Here is a 17,171-nt window from a genome sequence, read left to right as displayed (position 1 = left end):
GTAGATGATTAAATTATTACTCTATCCAAAGAGATATTGTGATTTAAATATAAACGAGTAAAGAATAGTTGAGATGTTCTTGAGCGAGAAAGGTTCTAGAAGTCAGTACTACTTATTCTAATTTAGTATATTATGAGACTTTAAAAGATCGCTGATGGAATCGTTTGTTTTGAATAGCGATCGCAGCATAAGCATACTAAAAAAGCCGCCATCAGTTTTTTTGCTTAAGCGTGGTGAGGTAGTGAGTCTATGACGGGCTAGGCTTACTAGTCTGTCAAGTGTAAATTGCTAGGTAAGCAAGTTCGTAGTAAGCACTTTAGTCCTTGATTTTCTAAGCACTAAAGTGCTTACTACAAACTTTTTATTACTAGCTTAGACATTGTACTACGCTCCTTTACTCATCCACGCTTAAGCAGCAACTAATCTAGCCCTCTACTTACGTACTAGGTTCAGCAGTTCTTTGGGAGAAGCCAGCAAGTCAATCGCTACAAAGAAGATTTTGCCTTGGGGATCTAGCAAAAACCGCCATGCAATATTCATTCCCACACTGGCACCGAACCAAGGGCTTTGGACTTTGCCTGTTACTTTAACTTGGGTATAGCCATCTTCCACAGGCTCAGATACGCCGCGCTCTGGGAGCATCTTCAGTCCCTGACATTCTTCACGCATATAAGCGCGAATTGCGTCTTGACCAACAATTGGTCTTTCAAAGGGAGGTTGCAAAGCACCTTCGGAGGTAAACAGAGAAACCGCAGCATCAAAGTCATTGGCGTTCATGTTGTTGATATAGCCAAGTACTGTAGGATTGTTGACACCCTCGATGGTGACTTTAGTCCGAAATGCTGGTGCAGTGGGAGGAGACACTGGCTCTAAAACTTTTTTGTAACTACCAGGAGCATTCGGATCGAATCCCATGCTAATTACGGTATTGCGTAGGATGGTAATTTGTTGACCTGAATCTGCATTGCGGATGGCTTGTAATACATCGGCAGCTTTAGGAGAAAGCTTGTAACCTGGTGGGATTGGAGCAACGATTCCCTGAGCCATCCATTCTCCTAACTGATACCAAAAGCCCAACTTGATGTTCACCGTGAAGGATGCATAAGAACGGCACAGAGGAGTGTCAGCACGGTTAGCCAAGTCGTACATGACTTGTGTTTGAGCCTCAAAAGGCATCTGCTTAATTTGTTCGAGCAAGCCTTGTGCAAGGATCATGTTTGCTGCCCCAGGAGCCGCAACTGTAATACTTCTACCCATCTCGGTATAAGCAAACCAAAGTAATGCTAGTTGATCTTCAGCATTGAGCTTAGAGAATGATTCGACGACGGTTGGAACAACGTCAGCAACTAGGGTGCCGGGAAAAATACTTTGAGCCGACTGGATGGTAAAAGACATAGCAGAAATTCCAAAAAGAAAATTACAGTTCTACCGAATGTGAAAAATCAAATGTGCAAAGACGAAGGGGAAATGCGTTTAACCGTTAATAAAGGCACTCAGTAGTTTTTGCATCACTAGACAGCCTGTTGTAAACATAGCTCTAATAAAGGCATTGTGATGGTATTACCGTTGAGTTTAGATACTTGGCAAACTCCAAGAAATAAATTATCCAATATTGTGGGGTGGGCATCTTGCCCGCACTATGGACTAGGCGCTCATGTTGCCCACCCCACAAGAATTAATTGGATATTTTTTATTTGGAAGTCCCTTGGCAAAGCACATTGCACGCTTAAGTGCATAGTTATTATGACTTACGCACTGAAGCTGAAACCTAAATCCCCCCTAGCCCCCCTAAAAAGGGGGGAACTTCTAAAGCCCCCTTTTTAAGGGGGTTGGGGGATCTCAGTGCGTAAGTCTTGGTTATTTAGAAAGCCTTGATTAACGGTGATTTAACGCATTTATGCTGTTTTTGTGTCTTTACGTAAAGAAACATAACAAGTTTGTTACAAATAAGCAATACCTTCTCAGTTATATCTTGATAACTTCTGTTTATATAAACAATAGGTTTTACTGATGTTAAATTAATACAATTAGTAATTTGTATGCGTTCCCCTCCAATAATCGTTAAAGATGTGATAAATCGCCGTCTTTAAAATAAAAAGACGCGATAAATCGCCGTCTCTACAATAATTAGTCTTTCGTCTTGAGAGCGATTCATCGCCTAGTTCTCGCACAAATCCCAAATACCCTACTCGCTTAGTACGGTTCTCACTACTTTTATTTTCGTGTCAAGCAGTTGCAAAAAATATTTACAATCGTTAACATTCGGTTACAGAGAGTAAAAACTAAAGAGTCAAAAATGGCAAGTAAAGGCTTTACCATTAACGAACGTGGTCAAATCAATAGATTTGCGATTGAACCCAAAGTTTATGTTGATGAAACTCCACGGATAGGATTCACCAAATATGCCGAAAAACTCAATGGGCGTTTGGCAATGATGGCTTTTGTTTCACTCATAGCTGTAGAAGTTATTACCGGACACGGTTTGATTGGATGGCTAACTAGCCTTTAAAGAAGACACTTTGAGATTTCTTAATTTTCTTCACTTGACGAATAAAGCAATTTAGAGGCAAACTTACTTATGAAAACTGATTTTGATTATCCCAAAAAGGATTTAATTGGGCCAGTTGTTTTTAGACCTGCTTTCAACAACTTTGAGACTATCAATGCAAATCAAGCTTGGTCATTGTTTTTTACTGCCGGTCAAGATGATAAAGGATTGGGGCAAGAAATTGAGTTCGGCAGGTTTTTCACTAACCTTTTAGTTGCCATTGGAGTAACTGGAATTATTTGGTCAATTTACTTCAGCCAATTAGGATGAGCGAGTTTGTTCATTGCTAATATGTGGTAACTTCAACAGAGGTCTTGGATTAGGATACCAGGACTTCTTTTAGGTTTTTAATAGCTTTAAAAAACGCTGTTTAGCTTTGGAAAAAGTTTGATGTTGATTGGATTTATAAAGCTTCCCAATTTGTCACGGTATTGTGGATACGTCGGCTTAGAAGTAGCACAAATGGTTTCCAAATATCTTGCAGTTCAAAGTAAAACCTATGTAATTCAGAATAGAAGAGTATTGGTACATCAACTTTTAAAGTCTGGTCTGGATGCTCATACAGCAGATCGAACTGTTACTGTACTTATATCAAGCCCGGTTTTACAATTAAGTAACATAAATCAGTGTGCAATTAATTGTATGCGAAAGTAATTATACAGGCAGGAATAGGGATTGGGGAGCAATCAATTCAAAATGACGCGACGCTCGAATACTCGCTACCGCTACGCTATCGCGGACTCGCTAACGCTGCGCTAACAAAATTCAAAATTAAAGAAATTCTGCCTCCTGCCTTCTCTTTCCCAATCCCCAATTCCCAGTTCAACGCAAACAACGAATCGCCTCTAATAGACCTCTAGCTTTATTCAGCGTCTCTTCGTATTCTTTTTCTGGTTCAGAATCAGCTACTAAACCTGCACCGGCTTGTACGCTGACTGTATTATCATGCACTACCATTGTGCGAATTGCGATCGCAGTATTTAATTGTCCTTCAAAATCGTAATATCCATACACACCCGAATAAACACCCCGACGGCTAGACTCTAATTCGTGAATAATTTCCATCGCTCTAATTTTGGGTGCGCCGCTTACCGTACCTGCTGGAAAGCTAGCTTTCAGTAAATCCCATGCTGTTTTACCAGGTGCTAATTTACCCACAACATTGCTAACTATGTGCATCACATGGGAGTAGCGCTCAACTACCATTAATTCATCAACTTTGACGCTACCACTCTGACAAACACGCCCCAAATCATTCCGCCCTAAATCGACAAGCATCACGTGTTCGGCAATTTCTTTGGGGTCTTGGAGTAAATCTTGAGCGAAGGCTGCATCTTCTTTAGTGGTTTTACCCCGTGGACGTGTCCCAGCAATTGGGCGTACTGTTGCTATTACTCCACCATCGGCATCAGTTTCGGCTTTCACCATCACTTCAGGACTGGAACCGATGATTTGCCAATCCTGGAAGTTAAAGTAAGCCATGTAAGGCGAAGGATTTATCTGACGTAGCGACCGGTAAAGGGCAAAAGGGTCGCCTGTGTAGGTTGTTGATAGTCGTTGGGAAATTACTACTTGAAAAATATCACCTGCTTTGATATAATCTTTTGCCTTTTCAACGCTGGCACAAAAATCAGGGCGGTTAAAATTACTCTTATACTCCTCTGCTCCCTGCTCCCCTGCTCCTCTGCTCCCTGGCGGATTCCATTCCAATTGAGTTTTTTGCGGCGATAGGGGTAGAGATAGCTTTTCGAGCATTTGGGTGACGCGATCGCACGCTTGTTGATATGCTGCTTTTAAATCTACATTCTCTTCACGTAAATCAGCATAAGCGATCGCCCAAATTTTCCGCTTCACCTGGTCAAAAATCAATAAGTGGTCTACCTGCATCCATAACCCATCAGGGATATTTCGCTCATCTGGTGGATAAATTGGCACACGCGGCTCAATCCACTGAATTAATTCATAGCCCCAAAACCCAAATAAACCGCCAATCCCTGGCGGTAGCTGTGGTAATTTTACTGGGTGATAAGGTGCTAAACATTCGGCTAAAGCTGTAAAAGGATCGCCACTAAAAACCACCTGCGAACCGTCGCGGTTTTTTTGAGTTGTGCGATCGCCCCTTGCTTCCAAAACCCACACCGGATCGCAGCCCACTAAACTATAGCGTCCTAGTTTTTCCCCACCTTCTATCGATTCCAACAAAAAGCTATAAGGCTGACCAGCACAGACTTTATACCAAGCGGATACGGGCGTATCTAAGTCCGCCACCCATTCTTGATACACCGGGACAAAGTTGCCTTGTAGAGCTAGCTGAGAAAATTCGGAGAAATCGGGAAATACCATAAATTGCTTGGGCATTGGGCATTAGGCATTGGGCATTGGGCATTGGGAATTGGGAAGAAGAGGCAGGGGGAAGGATGCAGAGGAGAGGAATTTTCCCCCTGCTCCCTGCTCCCTGCTCCCTTGCTTCTTCCCTAGCCCCTAGTCCTTATACGTCGTGGGTAGCTTTACCACTAAACTTGAGTTGTGATGCATTTGGGTTTTGCCCAATGCCGCGTGGGACATAACCCACTTTTCCACGACCTTCATTTACTTTTTCGGGGAAGACACCATCGGCTGGGTGAAGTAAGGTGGTTTCTCCGTTGGGTAAAACCCGGTAAACTTTGTAATCTGTGATTTTGAGTTTACGAAGTTGTTGACCGCCCAAAAAGATGCCATATTCTTTACGAGCTATATACAGCAGGTTTTCACCTTTCCGCATAACAGCAGCACCACCTGTAGGCAATTCAAAAACTTGCTCTTTCGGGCTAGTCCAAGTGATAGCGTACTTTTCTTCAACTTCTGCTTTGTTTAGCAAGCCACCAGTGCTGCCAGCAAATAGCGGGGTTTGTCCAGAGAGTGTTTCTGCCATAAAGATGATTCTCTCAACGTTTTTAGGGAATCCTAACACCGCAACCACGATCATATTGCGATCGCGTCATAGACTGTAACAGTTTTTAGTCTTTTATCCTTTGTTCTTTGTCATTTGTTAAAAACTAATCTTCTGGGGATGGGGATTGGGGAGAGGGGGGAGACAAGGGAGAAAGATTGCTACCTTGTCTCCCTTGTCCCCCTTGTCCCCTTGTCCCCTTGTCCCCTTGTCCCCTTGTCCTCTTCCCAATGCCCAAATCCTATCTATTTTTGACTTTTACCCGCTTTTCCTCTTGGCTATTCTGAACAATCGGGATAGTGAAGTGAAACTGACTACCCTGGTCTTTGCCGGTTGACTCTGCCCAAATTTCGCCACCCCAGCCATTAACAATTTGACGGCATATTGCTAAACCAAGTCCAGTCCCGCCGGTAGTGCGGCGCAGCGCTCCTTCTTCTTGATAGAAGCGGTCAAAAACTACTTCTAAGCGATTCGGTTCAATGCCGCGTCCAGTGTCAGCTACAGTTACCTCGACTAGTTTACGGCTGTTGTAAATCGCTTTAATCGTAATTTCTCCTTGGGGTGGCGTAAATTTAAAAGCATTGTCCATGAGTTTTGCCAATACCTCAACTAACCAATCACCGTCCGCTCTTACCAGAGGTAGGTTTTCGGCAATTTGAGTTTTGATTTGGGGCGGCTTTTCCGTTGAAGAACGGGTGCGATTTCGGCTGAGTGCTAAATCCACACATTCTTGTAAGCTGAGTGATTCTGGATGCCATTCGACTCGACCGCTTTCTAAGTTAGAAAGTGTGAGGAAATCTTGTACCAGTTTTCGCATCCGCTCTGAGTCGGAGAGAGCGGTGTTGAGCATAACCTGCTGCAACTCCAAGGGCATATCCGGTTCGGTGGCGAGACTTTCTAGGCACACTTGAATTGTGGATAGGGGGGTACGCAGTTCGTGTCCCGTAATGGCTATGAGGTTGCTGCGGGTGCGATCTAGGGCTTCTAGCTGCTGGTTAAGTTCTTCTAGATTAGCGTAAGCTTCCGCTTGGATGAGAGCGGCTCCTACTTGGGTAGCGATCGCTTCGACCAAATCCAATTCCCCAGGTTGGCACTCGTGGGGTGGCATCCGGCAATAATGTAACTCCACAATACCCAACAATCGCCCCTGATAGAATACTGGTTCCATCAACCAAGAACGAATGGCAAACTTTTTGGCGATCGTGGAAAGTCCTGGCGATTTGGTAACACGGGGGTCACTCAGCGTATCACTCACACAAACACCTTCGCCTTGATCCACGATGTCCCGAAATAGGGAATTTTTCTCTAACTCCCAGGTTTGCCCACAAACAGATAAAACACCGGGATTCAAAAATTCGTGTTCAATTATGGCTTGGCTATCTGTAGCTTGAGCGCGGTAAATTAAACAGCGACAAGCTTCTAAGTGTTGCCCTAATTCTTGTGCCGCCACCTGGAGAACTTCGTGAGGATCGAGCGATCGCCGAATGGCAGTACTAATTGAGTTGACTAATCGTTCTTTTCGTGCTTGGGCAGCAATGGAACGGTAGGCTTTGTGCAATTTATACTGACTAGCTTGCAAATAAGTTACTAAGCGCTGCACAAAGGGATCTGTATCGATATCACAGGCATATTCGTTTACTTGTTCGGCTCCAGAGTGGTTTCGCGGCTGCCCGATGCCAAACCTCTGACGCGCCTCCTCAATTTTACTTCTCAGTTCTGGTCTATAAACCAAAATTCTGTCTAACAGCAATTCGGCTGCTTTAAGGCTAGCTCCCCTTTCCGATGTCCAAATTCCCTCAAATCTTCGGGCTGTGTCTATATCCAGATTAGGGCTTAGTTCCGGTAGTTGCTTGTTTTTGGCAATAGAACCAAGGTTTTCTCGGCAAACCAGACAAGTCGCGTAATTATCAGCAATCACTACCAAATGCCACTCCTGACTTAAGCCATCCATTGGCTCAAAAGCCACTTTTTCGTAGTGTTCCGAACTGTTGGTGAAATCCGTTTCTGGAGCAGATAATACGTATATTTGATTACTTCGCAAGGCAAGCCGTTCATAGCGATGAGCTTCTTGGCGGTAGAATCGCTCTCGCTGAAAACTAGCAATTACAAGGGGTTGGGCTAAAGTCGCAGCCAAAACTTGATCTTCCATCGCGTGGGAGAGCGCCGTTAGTGAAGCCTTAAAATATAGCTGGGGCCGCAAGTAGGGTAGGGACTTTAGCAGATCACTCAGCACAGAAGTCGAAATGCTCATGAATTATTGTTAAACGCTCAACCTCGATCAGATCCACGTCACAGCTGCATTGTACAAATTCCAAGGGACTCTCAAGTTAAATAGACAGTTGCAATATGTAAAGAACGCTAAAAAGCGCTTTTCACCCAACCAGTCGCAACATTTTGTTACTAACTAAGGGGCGATACAACTTGATTTGTTGATTGACAACCTACTACGCCCAATATACATTCAGGGCAACTGATACTTTTGCTTGCACAGGTCAAATCTTTCAAGAGTAAGTACTAAAATATTAATGACTGTATAGTTTTAACTAATGTGTTCGCTAATAACTACGGGCGGTAAATTGATAGTCCATGAGTCGGGAAAGTAGCCCGTCGTAGACATTGCCTACTTTCCCGACGTTGATTTATGCTCGCTAAAGAAATTTTCTTACCCAAAAACTATGATTGCGACGTTTACATAACTTAATCTATGATTAGTGATTAAATTTAATCAATTAATTAATTCTCATAAATTAGTCTAATCAAATACCAAAGATATTTAAACAAAATCGTATACTAGTAGTCTGTCAAGAACTAATTGACGGATAAATTCCCTGTAGAGACGGCGATTTATCGCGTCTCTCTAACCGTCAAAATGAATTTGACAGACTACTAGTAAATAATAAATATTCTCTATACCAACAAAAACTGTAAGTTTCAGATTTTTGCTGAGTATACTATATATCTTGTGTCTTTGAAAGTTCGACGATTAATAAATTATCTCAAAATCCTCAGTTTTCAGTCTTGACCTGACACTTATAAAATATAAATTCATCGACGAAGGCAGTTCTTGTTGAGGGCAGTCTTCCTCCTGGCTTCTTCAACAAGATTTGGTTAGATGGATATGAGCGCTGCTATTTTGTCAGCAATATGTCAGGATTGTCTTGGCTCGAATGGCTCAAACGAGTTTTAAAGAGTGTCTTTTTTGGGGAAGTGGTGAGGATGGATATAAATAAATTTAGTTGCTCTGTTCCAAAGCAAGAGAGTATTTCTTCTTTCCCCTCTGCCTCTTAGCCTCTTGGATAAAAGACTTCTACTCAAAAGACCACAAAAACATAGACCTGTACACGGAACTTTGTCTAATGACACCGGATACGCTAATTACTCCAGAAAAGATTTTTCTGGATGGAAAAACTTTTATTCCTGCCGAACAATTACCTATCCCGGAGTGGCCTTGTGTTGTGGCTGAAAGATCGCAACCGACACTGACGGTTAAAGATGATGATTTATTTTTTGTGACAGATACTATCGGGAATATTTCTGGCTGTTCCCTCAACGATGGTAATCCCAGCATGGGACTGTTTTGTTGTGATACGAGATTTCTCAATCGCTTGGAGTTGCAAATTGAAGGGCGATCGCCTGTACTCCTCAGTAGTACTGCGGAGAAAGGCTTTTCACTCTCAGTTTTGTGTACTACTCCCAGAATCGACGATCGCCTGAAAGCTGAAACTATCGGCATACGCCGAGAAATCGTGCTGAATGGGGCACTATTTGAAGAAATAGAAGTATCTAACTACAGCACAACAACTGTCAATTTTGAACTAACCATCAGCTTTGATGCGGATTTTGTAGATTTATTTGAAGTCCGGGGCTATGACAGAGAAAAACGAGGTCGGCTTTTACGCCTAGTAGAACCGACGGCTGAGGAAGGAACATTTTCTCAGGTCGATGGCGTTGCACCAGTACCTAAAGAGCCATCTGTCTCTAGAGAAGAATCCTTAACACTCGCCTATCAAGGTTTGGATGGCTCGGTGATGGAATCCCGAATTTTATTCCAGCATCGGCAACCAGACTATTTTAAGGGTTACACTGCGGTTTGGCAGCTAGAGTTGGCTTCTCACGAAACTCAAAAGCTGGGCTACCGAGTGAATATGTTGAGAAACAACCAGTCCAGTTCTACTGTCAGCGCCGCCACTACATTAGGACAGGCGAAAGCTGCTGAACTAATGGAGGAGCAAAACTGGGTACAGCAAATTACCCGCATTAGCTCAGATAAGAGTACCTTCAATCGAGTGATTGAGCGGGCTGAACAAGATATGTATTTGTTGCGCCAATCTTTTGGTAAGCATAAGACTGTTTCCGCCGGCGTGCCGTGGTTTTCGACATTATTTGGGCGAGATTCGCTGGTTACAGCTTCTCAAAGCCTGATGTTAAACTCGCAAATCGCCAAAGAAACCCTGATATTACTGGCGACATACCAAGGTAAAATTGACGACGAATGGCGCGAGGAGCAACCAGGTAAGATTTTGCACGAGTTACGTTTGGGAGAAATGGCTCGTTGTCAAGAAATTCCCCATACACCTTACTACGGTACTGTAGATGCCACTCCCTTGTGGCTGCTGCTCTATGCCGAACATTATGCTTGGACTCACGATCGAGAACTTCTAGAGCAACTTTGGCCGAATGCTCTAGCTGCAATGGATTGGATCGATCGCAATATGAAACAAACCAGTTACCTGAGTTACTTTCGGACATCGAAACGCGGTCTTGCTAACCAAGGCTGGAAAGACTCTGGCGACTGTATTGTAGACCGCAAGGGAGAATTAGCCAACGGGCCAATTGCCCTTTGTGAGGTGCAAGCTTACGTCTATGCTGCAAAAACGCGCCTATCAGAAATAGCTAGGATGAAGAAGCGGCTTGATTTAGCAGATCGTTGGCAAGAAGAGGCGAGAAATCTTAAGCTTCGGTTTAATCGAGATTTTTGGGTAGAAGACCAAGATTTCTGCGCTCTGGCTTTGGATGGAGATGGCAAGCCGGTAGATAGTATTACCTCAAATCCCGGTCATTGTCTGCATTTGGGACTCTTCACAGACGAAAAAGCTCATAGTGTGGCAGAACGGTTGCGGGCACCAGATATGTTTAATGGTTGGGGCATTCGGACTCTAAGTAGTTTGTCACCCGCTTATAATCCGATGGGTTATCACATTGGTTCGGTTTGGCCTCATGATAACGCTCTGATTGCAATGGGATTGCGATCGCTCGGTCTTATCGATCAAGCTTTAGAAATATTTCAAGGTTTATTCGACATGACAGAGCAACAACCCTATCAACGTCCTCCAGAACTTTTCTGCGGCTACGAACGGAACGGTGATAATGCTCCTGTGCAGTATCCGGTTGCTTGCACTCCCCAAGCTTGGGCTACGGGCAGTATTTTCCAACTACTGCAAATGATGGTTAATTTAGTGCCTGATGCTCAAAATAACTGCTTACGAATAATCGACCCCGCTTTACCAGAATCGATTAATCGTCTGTCATTTCATAATTTGCGAGTCGGCCCCACCATCCTCGATTTGGAATTCGAGCGTTCTGGGACTACGACTGCTTGTCGCGTTGCGAAAAAACGGGGCAATTTGCGGGTAGTTATTGAAGCTTAGAAAGGAAGTAGGGAGTGATAAATTACCCACTCCCTATTTTATGCTTGGTGCCGCAGCTACGCCCGTCATAGACATCGCGCGCACTGCCACCCATTCCAACAATCCAGTGTTAGCCTACTTCATCGCCAGTGTGTAGGGTTCTCAAAAGCTGCTCTGTAAGCTCGATCAATTCAGATACAGAATTTTGCGTAAGTTGTGTAGTTTTGAAGCCATGAGCAATAGAATTACGTAATGGTAGTGCATTCATTAGTAACTGATACTCAGATGTTGAAATTACACCTTCTGTTGCTAATTGCTTTACTAAGTAGTGTGGATCAAATCTTTCTAAACTTAGCTCTTCTTTTTGGGCAATAAGTCTCAAAGTTGCTTCTACCAAAGACCAAGAATATAGGATAGCTGATTCTGGATGTTGCATTGTAAGTTGCCTTGCTACTTGCAACTGTGATTCTATTTCATGTTCTTGAAGAGAAGCCTCTGCTTTGGGAGAATACGTTGTATCCTCCGGGTTGGTCATTACTAATTCAAATCTCCAACCAGGATGTTTTTCTACCGCTTGAGCTAAATTACCTAAGTATTGATTAGAAGAAGAGTTAAGTGAGGAGCGTGACTTGACTTCAATAACTACATTTTCTTCTCCCCGACGTACTATCATGTCGGGGCGATAGTTATTAAGGAAGTCTGGCAAGTCTTCTGGATTTGGATGAAAAAAAACTTCGTAACCCTTTTCACTATACTCCTCTGCTAGTTTCAGTAATCGCTCTCTTTCTAAATTTGCGGTTGGAGTTTCCATCAAATAATTACCTCCTGGTTAGGAGCATCAATTACGACAATATGTAAGAACTCATTGCCACTAGCAAAGCCTTCCGCCAATGTCGAAGTCATGTTTTCTATTCTAAAGTTACCTGACAAATTCCTCTTTCTAACTAGGAGATCGCTTACTTGATTATCATCGACGTAGGCTAATCCTTTAATTGCATCTTGAATAGGCTTCACTATATTGTCTATATCTATTTGAACAGAATCATAGAAATAGGTTATCTGGAGCATGACCAACCCAGTAGCTGTTTTTTGTTCCGAAGACCAGTATTTTTCAGCTTCTTGTCGCACTGTCTTTTTCCAATCTTGAAGCCTATTCCCCTTACCGCGCTTACGAGCCTGTTGTGATACTGGTCGCCCATTTACTATGAACTCAAATCTGGTCAATGCACTTCTTAAATAATAGATCGTAGGTTATTTTATGCTAGTAACCTCGAACACAAGCAGATAGTTTATCCAAGCCAATCACAGCATCCCGGTGTTTATCGTTGCGGCTTGCATCAACCACCACTAGAAACGGATCGAAGAAAGCTTCTACGGCTTGCCCAAATTTGACACTCCCCGAATTAGAAATTCGGGGAGTGTCAACAATTCAATAACGGCTTCTTTTTCACTCATAAAAACTTAAACCTGTGTCAAGTGGACAACACAATATTAACTTTTCACCCTAGTGATGCGATCGCCTCAAATTTCAGGATGGTAATAAATTTCTATTAAAAAAAATTAAGGATGTAAAAACAACAATCATTTACACCCAAATTCCTAACAGACGCGATTAATCGCGTCTCTACGTTATGCTTCTTCGGAATTGTCTCTTTTATGTCCTGGGGATGCTTCGTAAAGTGCATCGAGATGTTGACGCGCATCTTCAACGTTAATTGAACGCATTACCAAAAGTGGCTCTTTAATTAAGTTGCCCGCGCTATCTAATAATTCTGGATGGGGTACAAACTGTTTCTTTGATGAATAATAACCATAGTTACCTTGGTTATTCATTGGCGAGGAATTCGTCGGGTAGGTTCGCTCCCGATCAAAACTGAACATAATCAGGTTACGAATTAAGTTGCCAACAGCTATAAATGCAAGGATTGTAAAAGCAAGAATGTAAAGCAGATGTAACATTGGATTTTCCTCCAGAGCAGCAATTTTTAAAACTTTATTTTGTAACGCTTTGTTTCGCCGAGCCTGTGAATCACAGTTAAGACGAGTATTCTACGCACATTTCATGCGCTTACATTTATATGAAGCTATTTGTCAACCGTTATTTCACTTACGGTAGCATAGGATACATTATTTTGTTAATCCAGATAATGTTAAGAAATTGTTAAGAATTCTCTACTATCTTTTTAACGACTGATTTACCATCTTGCGTAGACGCTTCCTTGGTAAGTCAAAAGAGATTGCTAAGTAGTCTGTCGAAATTTAGTGCTTAGACTTCACGTCCTTGACGAAAGCGCATTGCGACATTCCAGCATTCTGTGACTAAATCATGCCAAGGCATTAACGTTGCCATATCAATGCCGACTTGTTTATCAGTTGCATTAAATAGCATCTTCGCCGTATTTAGTTCATCTTGCGCTTGCTTAACTCGCAAGAGCAAGTCAGATTGCTCTTGGTCACTCATAAATGATAGTTCCTCAGTTTCGAGTAAATGGCGCGATCGCACAAACCAATGCTGAAAATCTTCTAGCAGGGGTTCTAAAACCGTTTTCAGCAACTCACTCCCTGGTAAATTCGAGTCTGACATAAATGAGAGGTATATTTCAAACTTGCTTACTAATATTAACGTTATTTACGTTTCTTAACACTTTTTAGGTTTCTCTCATAATGTTCTAGATGTAAAATTTTGTAACAAAGAATACAAAATTTATTATATAGTCTTGACATCCAGTTTGTACAGTGCCTTTGGACAGGCATCTATAGGTATATATGCCATCGAGTTGCAATTCGTCAGATAATTTAGCGATGTCTACGACGGGCTACGCCTACGCGGGCAATCCTGAATTTGACACTTAGGTAAAAAATCAAAAATTTATCTTTATCGTCATTAGTCATTAGTCATTAATCCAAGAGAAAGCACGCCCACTCTTTAAGATGGTTTGAATGAGTCCGATGAAAGACAAAGTTTTTCTGCCCACCGTCAAAGCAAGTTTACGGTAAGCTTTGTCAAACTGCTTATGGCATTGCAAGGGATGGGGTATCACCAATGACCAATAACAAATGACAAATGACCAATGACCAATGACCAATGACTAGTTAACCAAAGTCGTTATAGTTGAATAAGCCTACAAATTCAGATAAATCAACTTTTGTAATCACTTCGCCAACGGTTCAGCAGCCAATGTCGCCAAATTCATCAAATCAGTCAGAACAGTTAGAACAAGTTGAAAAAATTTATTTACCGCGTACCAGCGAATCGGAGAACTTAAAAAAGATTCGCCACACTGCTTCCCATGTAATGGCAATGGCAGTACAAAAGCTGTTTCCCAAGGCACAAGTTACAATCGGTCCTTGGATTGAAAACGGTTTTTACTATGACTTCGACAATCCAGAACCTTTTAGCGAGAACGATCTCAAAGCCATCAAGAAAGAGATGGTGAAGATTATCAATCGTAAATTGCCAGTAATTCGGGAAGAAGTCAGCCGCGAAGAAGCCGAACGTCGGATTCAGGAAATTAAGGAACCTTACAAGCTAGAAATTCTGGCAGATATCAAAAATGAACCAATCACAATTTACCACCTGGGGAATGAATGGTGGGATTTGTGTGCGGGGCCTCACCTGGAAAATATCAGTGAATTAAACCCAAAAGCAATTGAACTAGAAAGCGTTGCTGGCGCTTATTGGCGTGGGGATGAAACTAAAGCCCAACTACAACGCATCTATGCCACCGCTTGGGAAAGTCCAGAACAACTGGCTGAATATAAGCGACGCAAAGAAGAAGCGCTACGGCGAGATCATCGGAAACTAGGTAAGGAACTGGGATTATTTATATTTTCTGATTTAGTAGGGCCGGGTTTACCTTTGTGGACACCCAAAGGCACTGTGTTAAGGAGTACTTTAGAAGACTTCCTTAAACAGGAACAGTTAAAACGGGGTTATTTATCTGTAGTAACGCCTCACATCGCCAGAGTAGATTTATTTAAAACTTCTGGACATTGGCAGAAATATAAAGAAGATATGTTCCCACTAATGGCAGATAATCAAGAAGATGCCGCACAGGAACAGGGCTTCGTTATGAAGCCAATGAACTGCCCCTTCCATATCCAAATATATAAGAGTGAGTTACGCTCTTATCGGGAACTACCGATGCGACTGGCGGAATTTGGTACTGTTTACCGCTACGAACAATCAGGGGAATTGGGCGGTTTAACACGGGTGCGCGGTTTTACTGTGGATGATTCTCATTTGTTTGTCACCCCAGAACAGCTAGATAGTGAATTCCTCAGTGTGGTAGATTTGATTTTGTCGGTGTTCAATAGTCTGCAACTGAAGAACTTTAAAGCACGACTGAGTTTCCGCGATCCTGCTAGTGATAAGTACATCGGTTCAGATGAAGTTTGGGACAAAGCCGAAGGTGCAATTCGCCGCGCAGTCGAAACCTTGGGGATGGAACATTTTGAAGGTATTGGAGAAGCGGCTTTTTATGGACCGAAACTCGACTTTATCTTCAGTGATGCTTTAGATCGGGAATGGCAATTAGGAACTGTGCAAGTAGATTACAATTTGCCAGAACGCTTTGATTTGGAGTATGTCGCCGAAGATGGGGTTCGCAAACGCCCAGTGATGATTCACCGTGCGCCTTTTGGTTCCCTGGAAAGGTTGATTGGGATTTTAATTGAAGAATATGCCGGTGATTTCCCTTTATGGTTAGCGCCAGTGCAAGCTAGATTACTGCCGGTGGGTGACACGCAGCTAGATTTTGCTAAAGATGTGGTGGCGAAAATGAGAGCGTTAGGCATCCGTGCAGAAGTTGATACCAGTGGCGATCGCTTGGGTAAACAGATTCGCAATGCAGAGAAAGAAAAAATACCTGTGATGGCAGTGGTGGGAGCGAAGGAAGTGGAAACCAACACTTTGAGTATACGTACCCGCGCCTCTGGGGACTTAGGTAATATTTCTGTGGATCAAGTTTTGGATAAATTACAAAAAGCGATGCCTACGGCGGGCTACGCCAACGCTAACTTCGATAATCTTCAAATCGATGTCACAAACGCAGATTAATTTCAAATAGCAAACAGTAGGCTGGGTAATTCCTAGCCTCAAAAATTCACAGCAAAAAAATTGTAGGTTGGGTGGAGGCTTTGCGTAACCCAACATCCTGATATATGTTGGGTTGCGCTTCCTCTCCACCCAACCTACGTCTAATGCTTACCAAATGGATAAACTAGATCGTTACCGAAATGTAATCCGTAACACACTTGCAGCATATCTCAATATTTCCTATGCAAATGCTAATATACGTAATCGAGCCGCATTTGACTCAGAAAACGATCAATATCTAATTATTTCTGAGGGCTGGGACAATAAACAACACCTGCATAGCTGTTTAATTCATATCGAAATAATTGACGGTAAAGTTTGGATTCAGTCCGATAATACTGAAAATGGTATTGCGAATGAACTCCTTCAAGCCGGTATCCCTAAAGAAGATATTGTTTTAGGATTTCACGAACCTAACGTTAGAAAATATACCGGATTTGCTGTCGCTTAGAAATTCAATTTAAATTTTCGAGGTGGATTCATCCAGTTCAAAGACTCATTTTAATTTTAACTTTTTATGGGATTTGGCAGGTCAGAAAGTATCACAGATAACAAAACTTTTCTCAACCACCGCACCCAAGAAAACTTTTCGAGTTATTCAACACTGTTAGGATTGATTTAAAGACTTGTGGAATCTGCTTTTCCTAAACAGACTGGACTTGCATAAATTACTATCAACAATTTTTGAGTCACATCATGAACCGCTTTACCTCTATTTTGCTAGCCGGCTTGATAGCATCTGCATCAGCTTTGGCTATTTCTCCAAAAGCTGATGCTAATACACCAGCATCTTATCTTGCTGAGTCAGATAGCTACAGCTATGAACGCAACGATGATGGTAACTACGAACGTCATAGTCGCCACTACAGAAATGGTGACTATGACCGCCAGAACGAGCTTCGCAACATTCGTGACGATAACGATCGCCGTTATAACCGCGATAACGATCGCCGTTATAACCGCGATAAT

General features: G+C 42.5%; 13 protein-coding genes and 1 pseudogene. 6 read left to right on the top strand and 8 right to left on the bottom strand.

Features of this window, described 5'->3' with window-relative positions; translation table 11 throughout:
• Positions 1-432 precede the first annotated feature (432 nt).
• Positions 433-1,395: an orange carotenoid protein N-terminal domain-containing protein gene (locus HWQ37_RS26180; protein ID WP_292752939.1), complete on the bottom strand. Its 963-nt coding sequence runs from the start codon at positions 1,393-1,395 to the stop codon at positions 433-435.
• A gap of 901 nt (positions 1,396-2,296) precedes the next feature.
• On the opposite strand from HWQ37_RS26180, the gene HWQ37_RS26175 reads away from it, so the two are divergent.
• On the top strand, positions 2,297-2,509 hold the full coding sequence (locus HWQ37_RS26175; protein WP_292752936.1) for a chlorophyll a/b-binding protein: 213 nt from the start codon (positions 2,297-2,299) through the stop codon (positions 2,507-2,509).
• 69 nt (positions 2,510-2,578) lie between these two features.
• Positions 2,579-2,818, top strand: a complete 240-nt coding sequence (locus HWQ37_RS26170; RefSeq protein ID WP_292752933.1) for a hypothetical protein — start codon at positions 2,579-2,581, stop codon at positions 2,816-2,818.
• Between the two features lie 552 nt (positions 2,819-3,370).
• Here the strand turns inward: HWQ37_RS26170 and trpE are convergent.
• From trpE to HWQ37_RS26155, 3 genes are all read right to left on the bottom strand, one after another.
• Positions 3,371-4,891 (bottom strand): anthranilate synthase component I, encoded by a 1,521-nt coding sequence (gene trpE, locus HWQ37_RS26165; protein WP_292752942.1) that lies wholly within the window; start codon positions 4,889-4,891, stop codon positions 3,371-3,373.
• 145 nt (positions 4,892-5,036) lie between these two features.
• Positions 5,037-5,459: a photosystem I reaction center subunit II PsaD gene (locus HWQ37_RS26160; RefSeq protein WP_292752930.1), complete on the bottom strand. Its 423-nt coding sequence runs from the start codon at positions 5,457-5,459 to the stop codon at positions 5,037-5,039.
• Positions 5,460-5,718: 259 nt separating this feature from the next.
• Positions 5,719-7,728, bottom strand: a complete 2,010-nt coding sequence (locus tag HWQ37_RS26155; protein WP_292752928.1) for a DICT sensory domain-containing protein — start codon at positions 7,726-7,728, stop codon at positions 5,719-5,721.
• A 1,105-nt stretch (positions 7,729-8,833) separates the two neighbouring features.
• Between HWQ37_RS26155 and HWQ37_RS26150 the strand changes: the two genes are divergently transcribed.
• Positions 8,834-11,125 carry an amylo-alpha-1,6-glucosidase gene (locus HWQ37_RS26150; RefSeq protein WP_292752925.1) on the top strand — a complete coding sequence of 764 codons (2,292 nt, stop codon included), beginning with the start codon at positions 8,834-8,836 and terminating at the stop codon, positions 11,123-11,125.
• A 109-nt stretch (positions 11,126-11,234) separates the two neighbouring features.
• Here the strand turns inward: HWQ37_RS26150 and HWQ37_RS26145 are convergent, their stop codons facing one another.
• From HWQ37_RS26145 to HWQ37_RS26130, 4 genes are all read right to left on the bottom strand, one after another.
• Positions 11,235-11,915 (bottom strand): hypothetical protein, encoded by a 681-nt coding sequence (locus tag HWQ37_RS26145; protein WP_292752922.1) that lies wholly within the window; start codon positions 11,913-11,915, stop codon positions 11,235-11,237.
• Positions 11,915-12,328: a RusA family crossover junction endodeoxyribonuclease gene (locus HWQ37_RS26140; protein WP_292752920.1), complete on the bottom strand. Its 414-nt coding sequence runs from the start codon at positions 12,326-12,328 to the stop codon at positions 11,915-11,917. The genes HWQ37_RS26145 and HWQ37_RS26140 overlap by 1 nt, the downstream gene beginning before the upstream one ends.
• A 405-nt stretch (positions 12,329-12,733) precedes the next feature.
• Entirely contained in the window at positions 12,734-13,063 is a 330-nt protein-coding gene (locus HWQ37_RS26135; RefSeq protein WP_194045128.1) for a DUF2973 domain-containing protein, read from the bottom strand.
• Positions 13,064-13,370: 307 nt separating this feature from the next.
• The gene (locus HWQ37_RS26130; protein WP_292752912.1) at positions 13,371-13,688 is read right to left on the bottom strand and encodes a DUF2605 domain-containing protein; all 318 of its coding nucleotides are present in this window, start codon (positions 13,686-13,688) and stop codon (positions 13,371-13,373) included.
• A 594-nt stretch (positions 13,689-14,282) separates the two neighbouring features.
• Here HWQ37_RS26130 and thrS point away from each other — a divergent pair.
• The 3 genes and pseudogenes from thrS to HWQ37_RS26115 form a co-directional block, all read left to right on the top strand.
• Positions 14,283-16,163, top strand: coding sequence for a threonine--tRNA ligase (gene thrS, locus HWQ37_RS26125; protein ID WP_292752910.1), 1,881 nt, complete (start codon positions 14,283-14,285; stop codon positions 16,161-16,163).
• Positions 16,164-16,317: 154 nt separating this feature from the next.
• Entirely contained in the window at positions 16,318-16,653 is a 336-nt protein-coding gene (locus HWQ37_RS26120; protein WP_292752907.1) for a XisI protein, read from the top strand.
• A 245-nt stretch (positions 16,654-16,898) separates the two neighbouring features.
• A pseudogene (locus tag HWQ37_RS26115) lies at positions 16,899-17,171 on the top strand (hypothetical protein); the annotation flags it as partial.

It is taken from the genome of Nostoc sp. NMS4 (genome assembly GCF_017115095.1).
GTDB lineage: Bacteria > Cyanobacteriota > Cyanobacteriia > Cyanobacteriales > Nostocaceae > Nostoc.
The sequence above is the reverse complement of the archived record's forward strand: the minus strand, read 5'-3'. Positions and strand labels throughout refer to the sequence as shown.

Bases quoted from the DNA above. Each gene is read 5' to 3' on its own strand.
- HWQ37_RS26150 (WP_292752925.1), top strand. From the start codon at position 8,834: ATGACACCGGATACGCTAATTACTCCAGAAAAGATTTTTCTGGATGGA.
- trpE (WP_292752942.1), bottom strand. From the start codon at position 4,891: ATGGTATTTCCCGATTTCTCCGAATTTTCTCAGCTAGCTCTACAAGGC.
- HWQ37_RS26130 (WP_292752912.1), bottom strand. From the start codon at position 13,688: ATGTCAGACTCGAATTTACCAGGGAGTGAGTTGCTGAAAACGGTTTTA.
- HWQ37_RS26175 (WP_292752936.1), top strand. From the start codon at position 2,297: ATGGCAAGTAAAGGCTTTACCATTAACGAACGTGGTCAAATCAATAGA.
- HWQ37_RS26160 (WP_292752930.1), bottom strand. From the start codon at position 5,459: ATGGCAGAAACACTCTCTGGACAAACCCCGCTATTTGCTGGCAGCACT.
- HWQ37_RS26135 (WP_194045128.1), bottom strand. From the start codon at position 13,063: ATGTTACATCTGCTTTACATTCTTGCTTTTACAATCCTTGCATTTATA.
- HWQ37_RS26155 (WP_292752928.1), bottom strand. From the start codon at position 7,728: ATGAGCATTTCGACTTCTGTGCTGAGTGATCTGCTAAAGTCCCTACCC.
- HWQ37_RS26120 (WP_292752907.1), top strand. From the start codon at position 16,318: ATGGATAAACTAGATCGTTACCGAAATGTAATCCGTAACACACTTGCA.
- thrS (WP_292752910.1), top strand. From the start codon at position 14,283: ATGTCGCCAAATTCATCAAATCAGTCAGAACAGTTAGAACAAGTTGAA.
- HWQ37_RS26145 (WP_292752922.1), bottom strand. From the start codon at position 11,915: ATGGAAACTCCAACCGCAAATTTAGAAAGAGAGCGATTACTGAAACTA.
- HWQ37_RS26180 (WP_292752939.1), bottom strand. From the start codon at position 1,395: ATGTCTTTTACCATCCAGTCGGCTCAAAGTATTTTTCCCGGCACCCTA.
- HWQ37_RS26170 (WP_292752933.1), top strand. From the start codon at position 2,579: ATGAAAACTGATTTTGATTATCCCAAAAAGGATTTAATTGGGCCAGTT.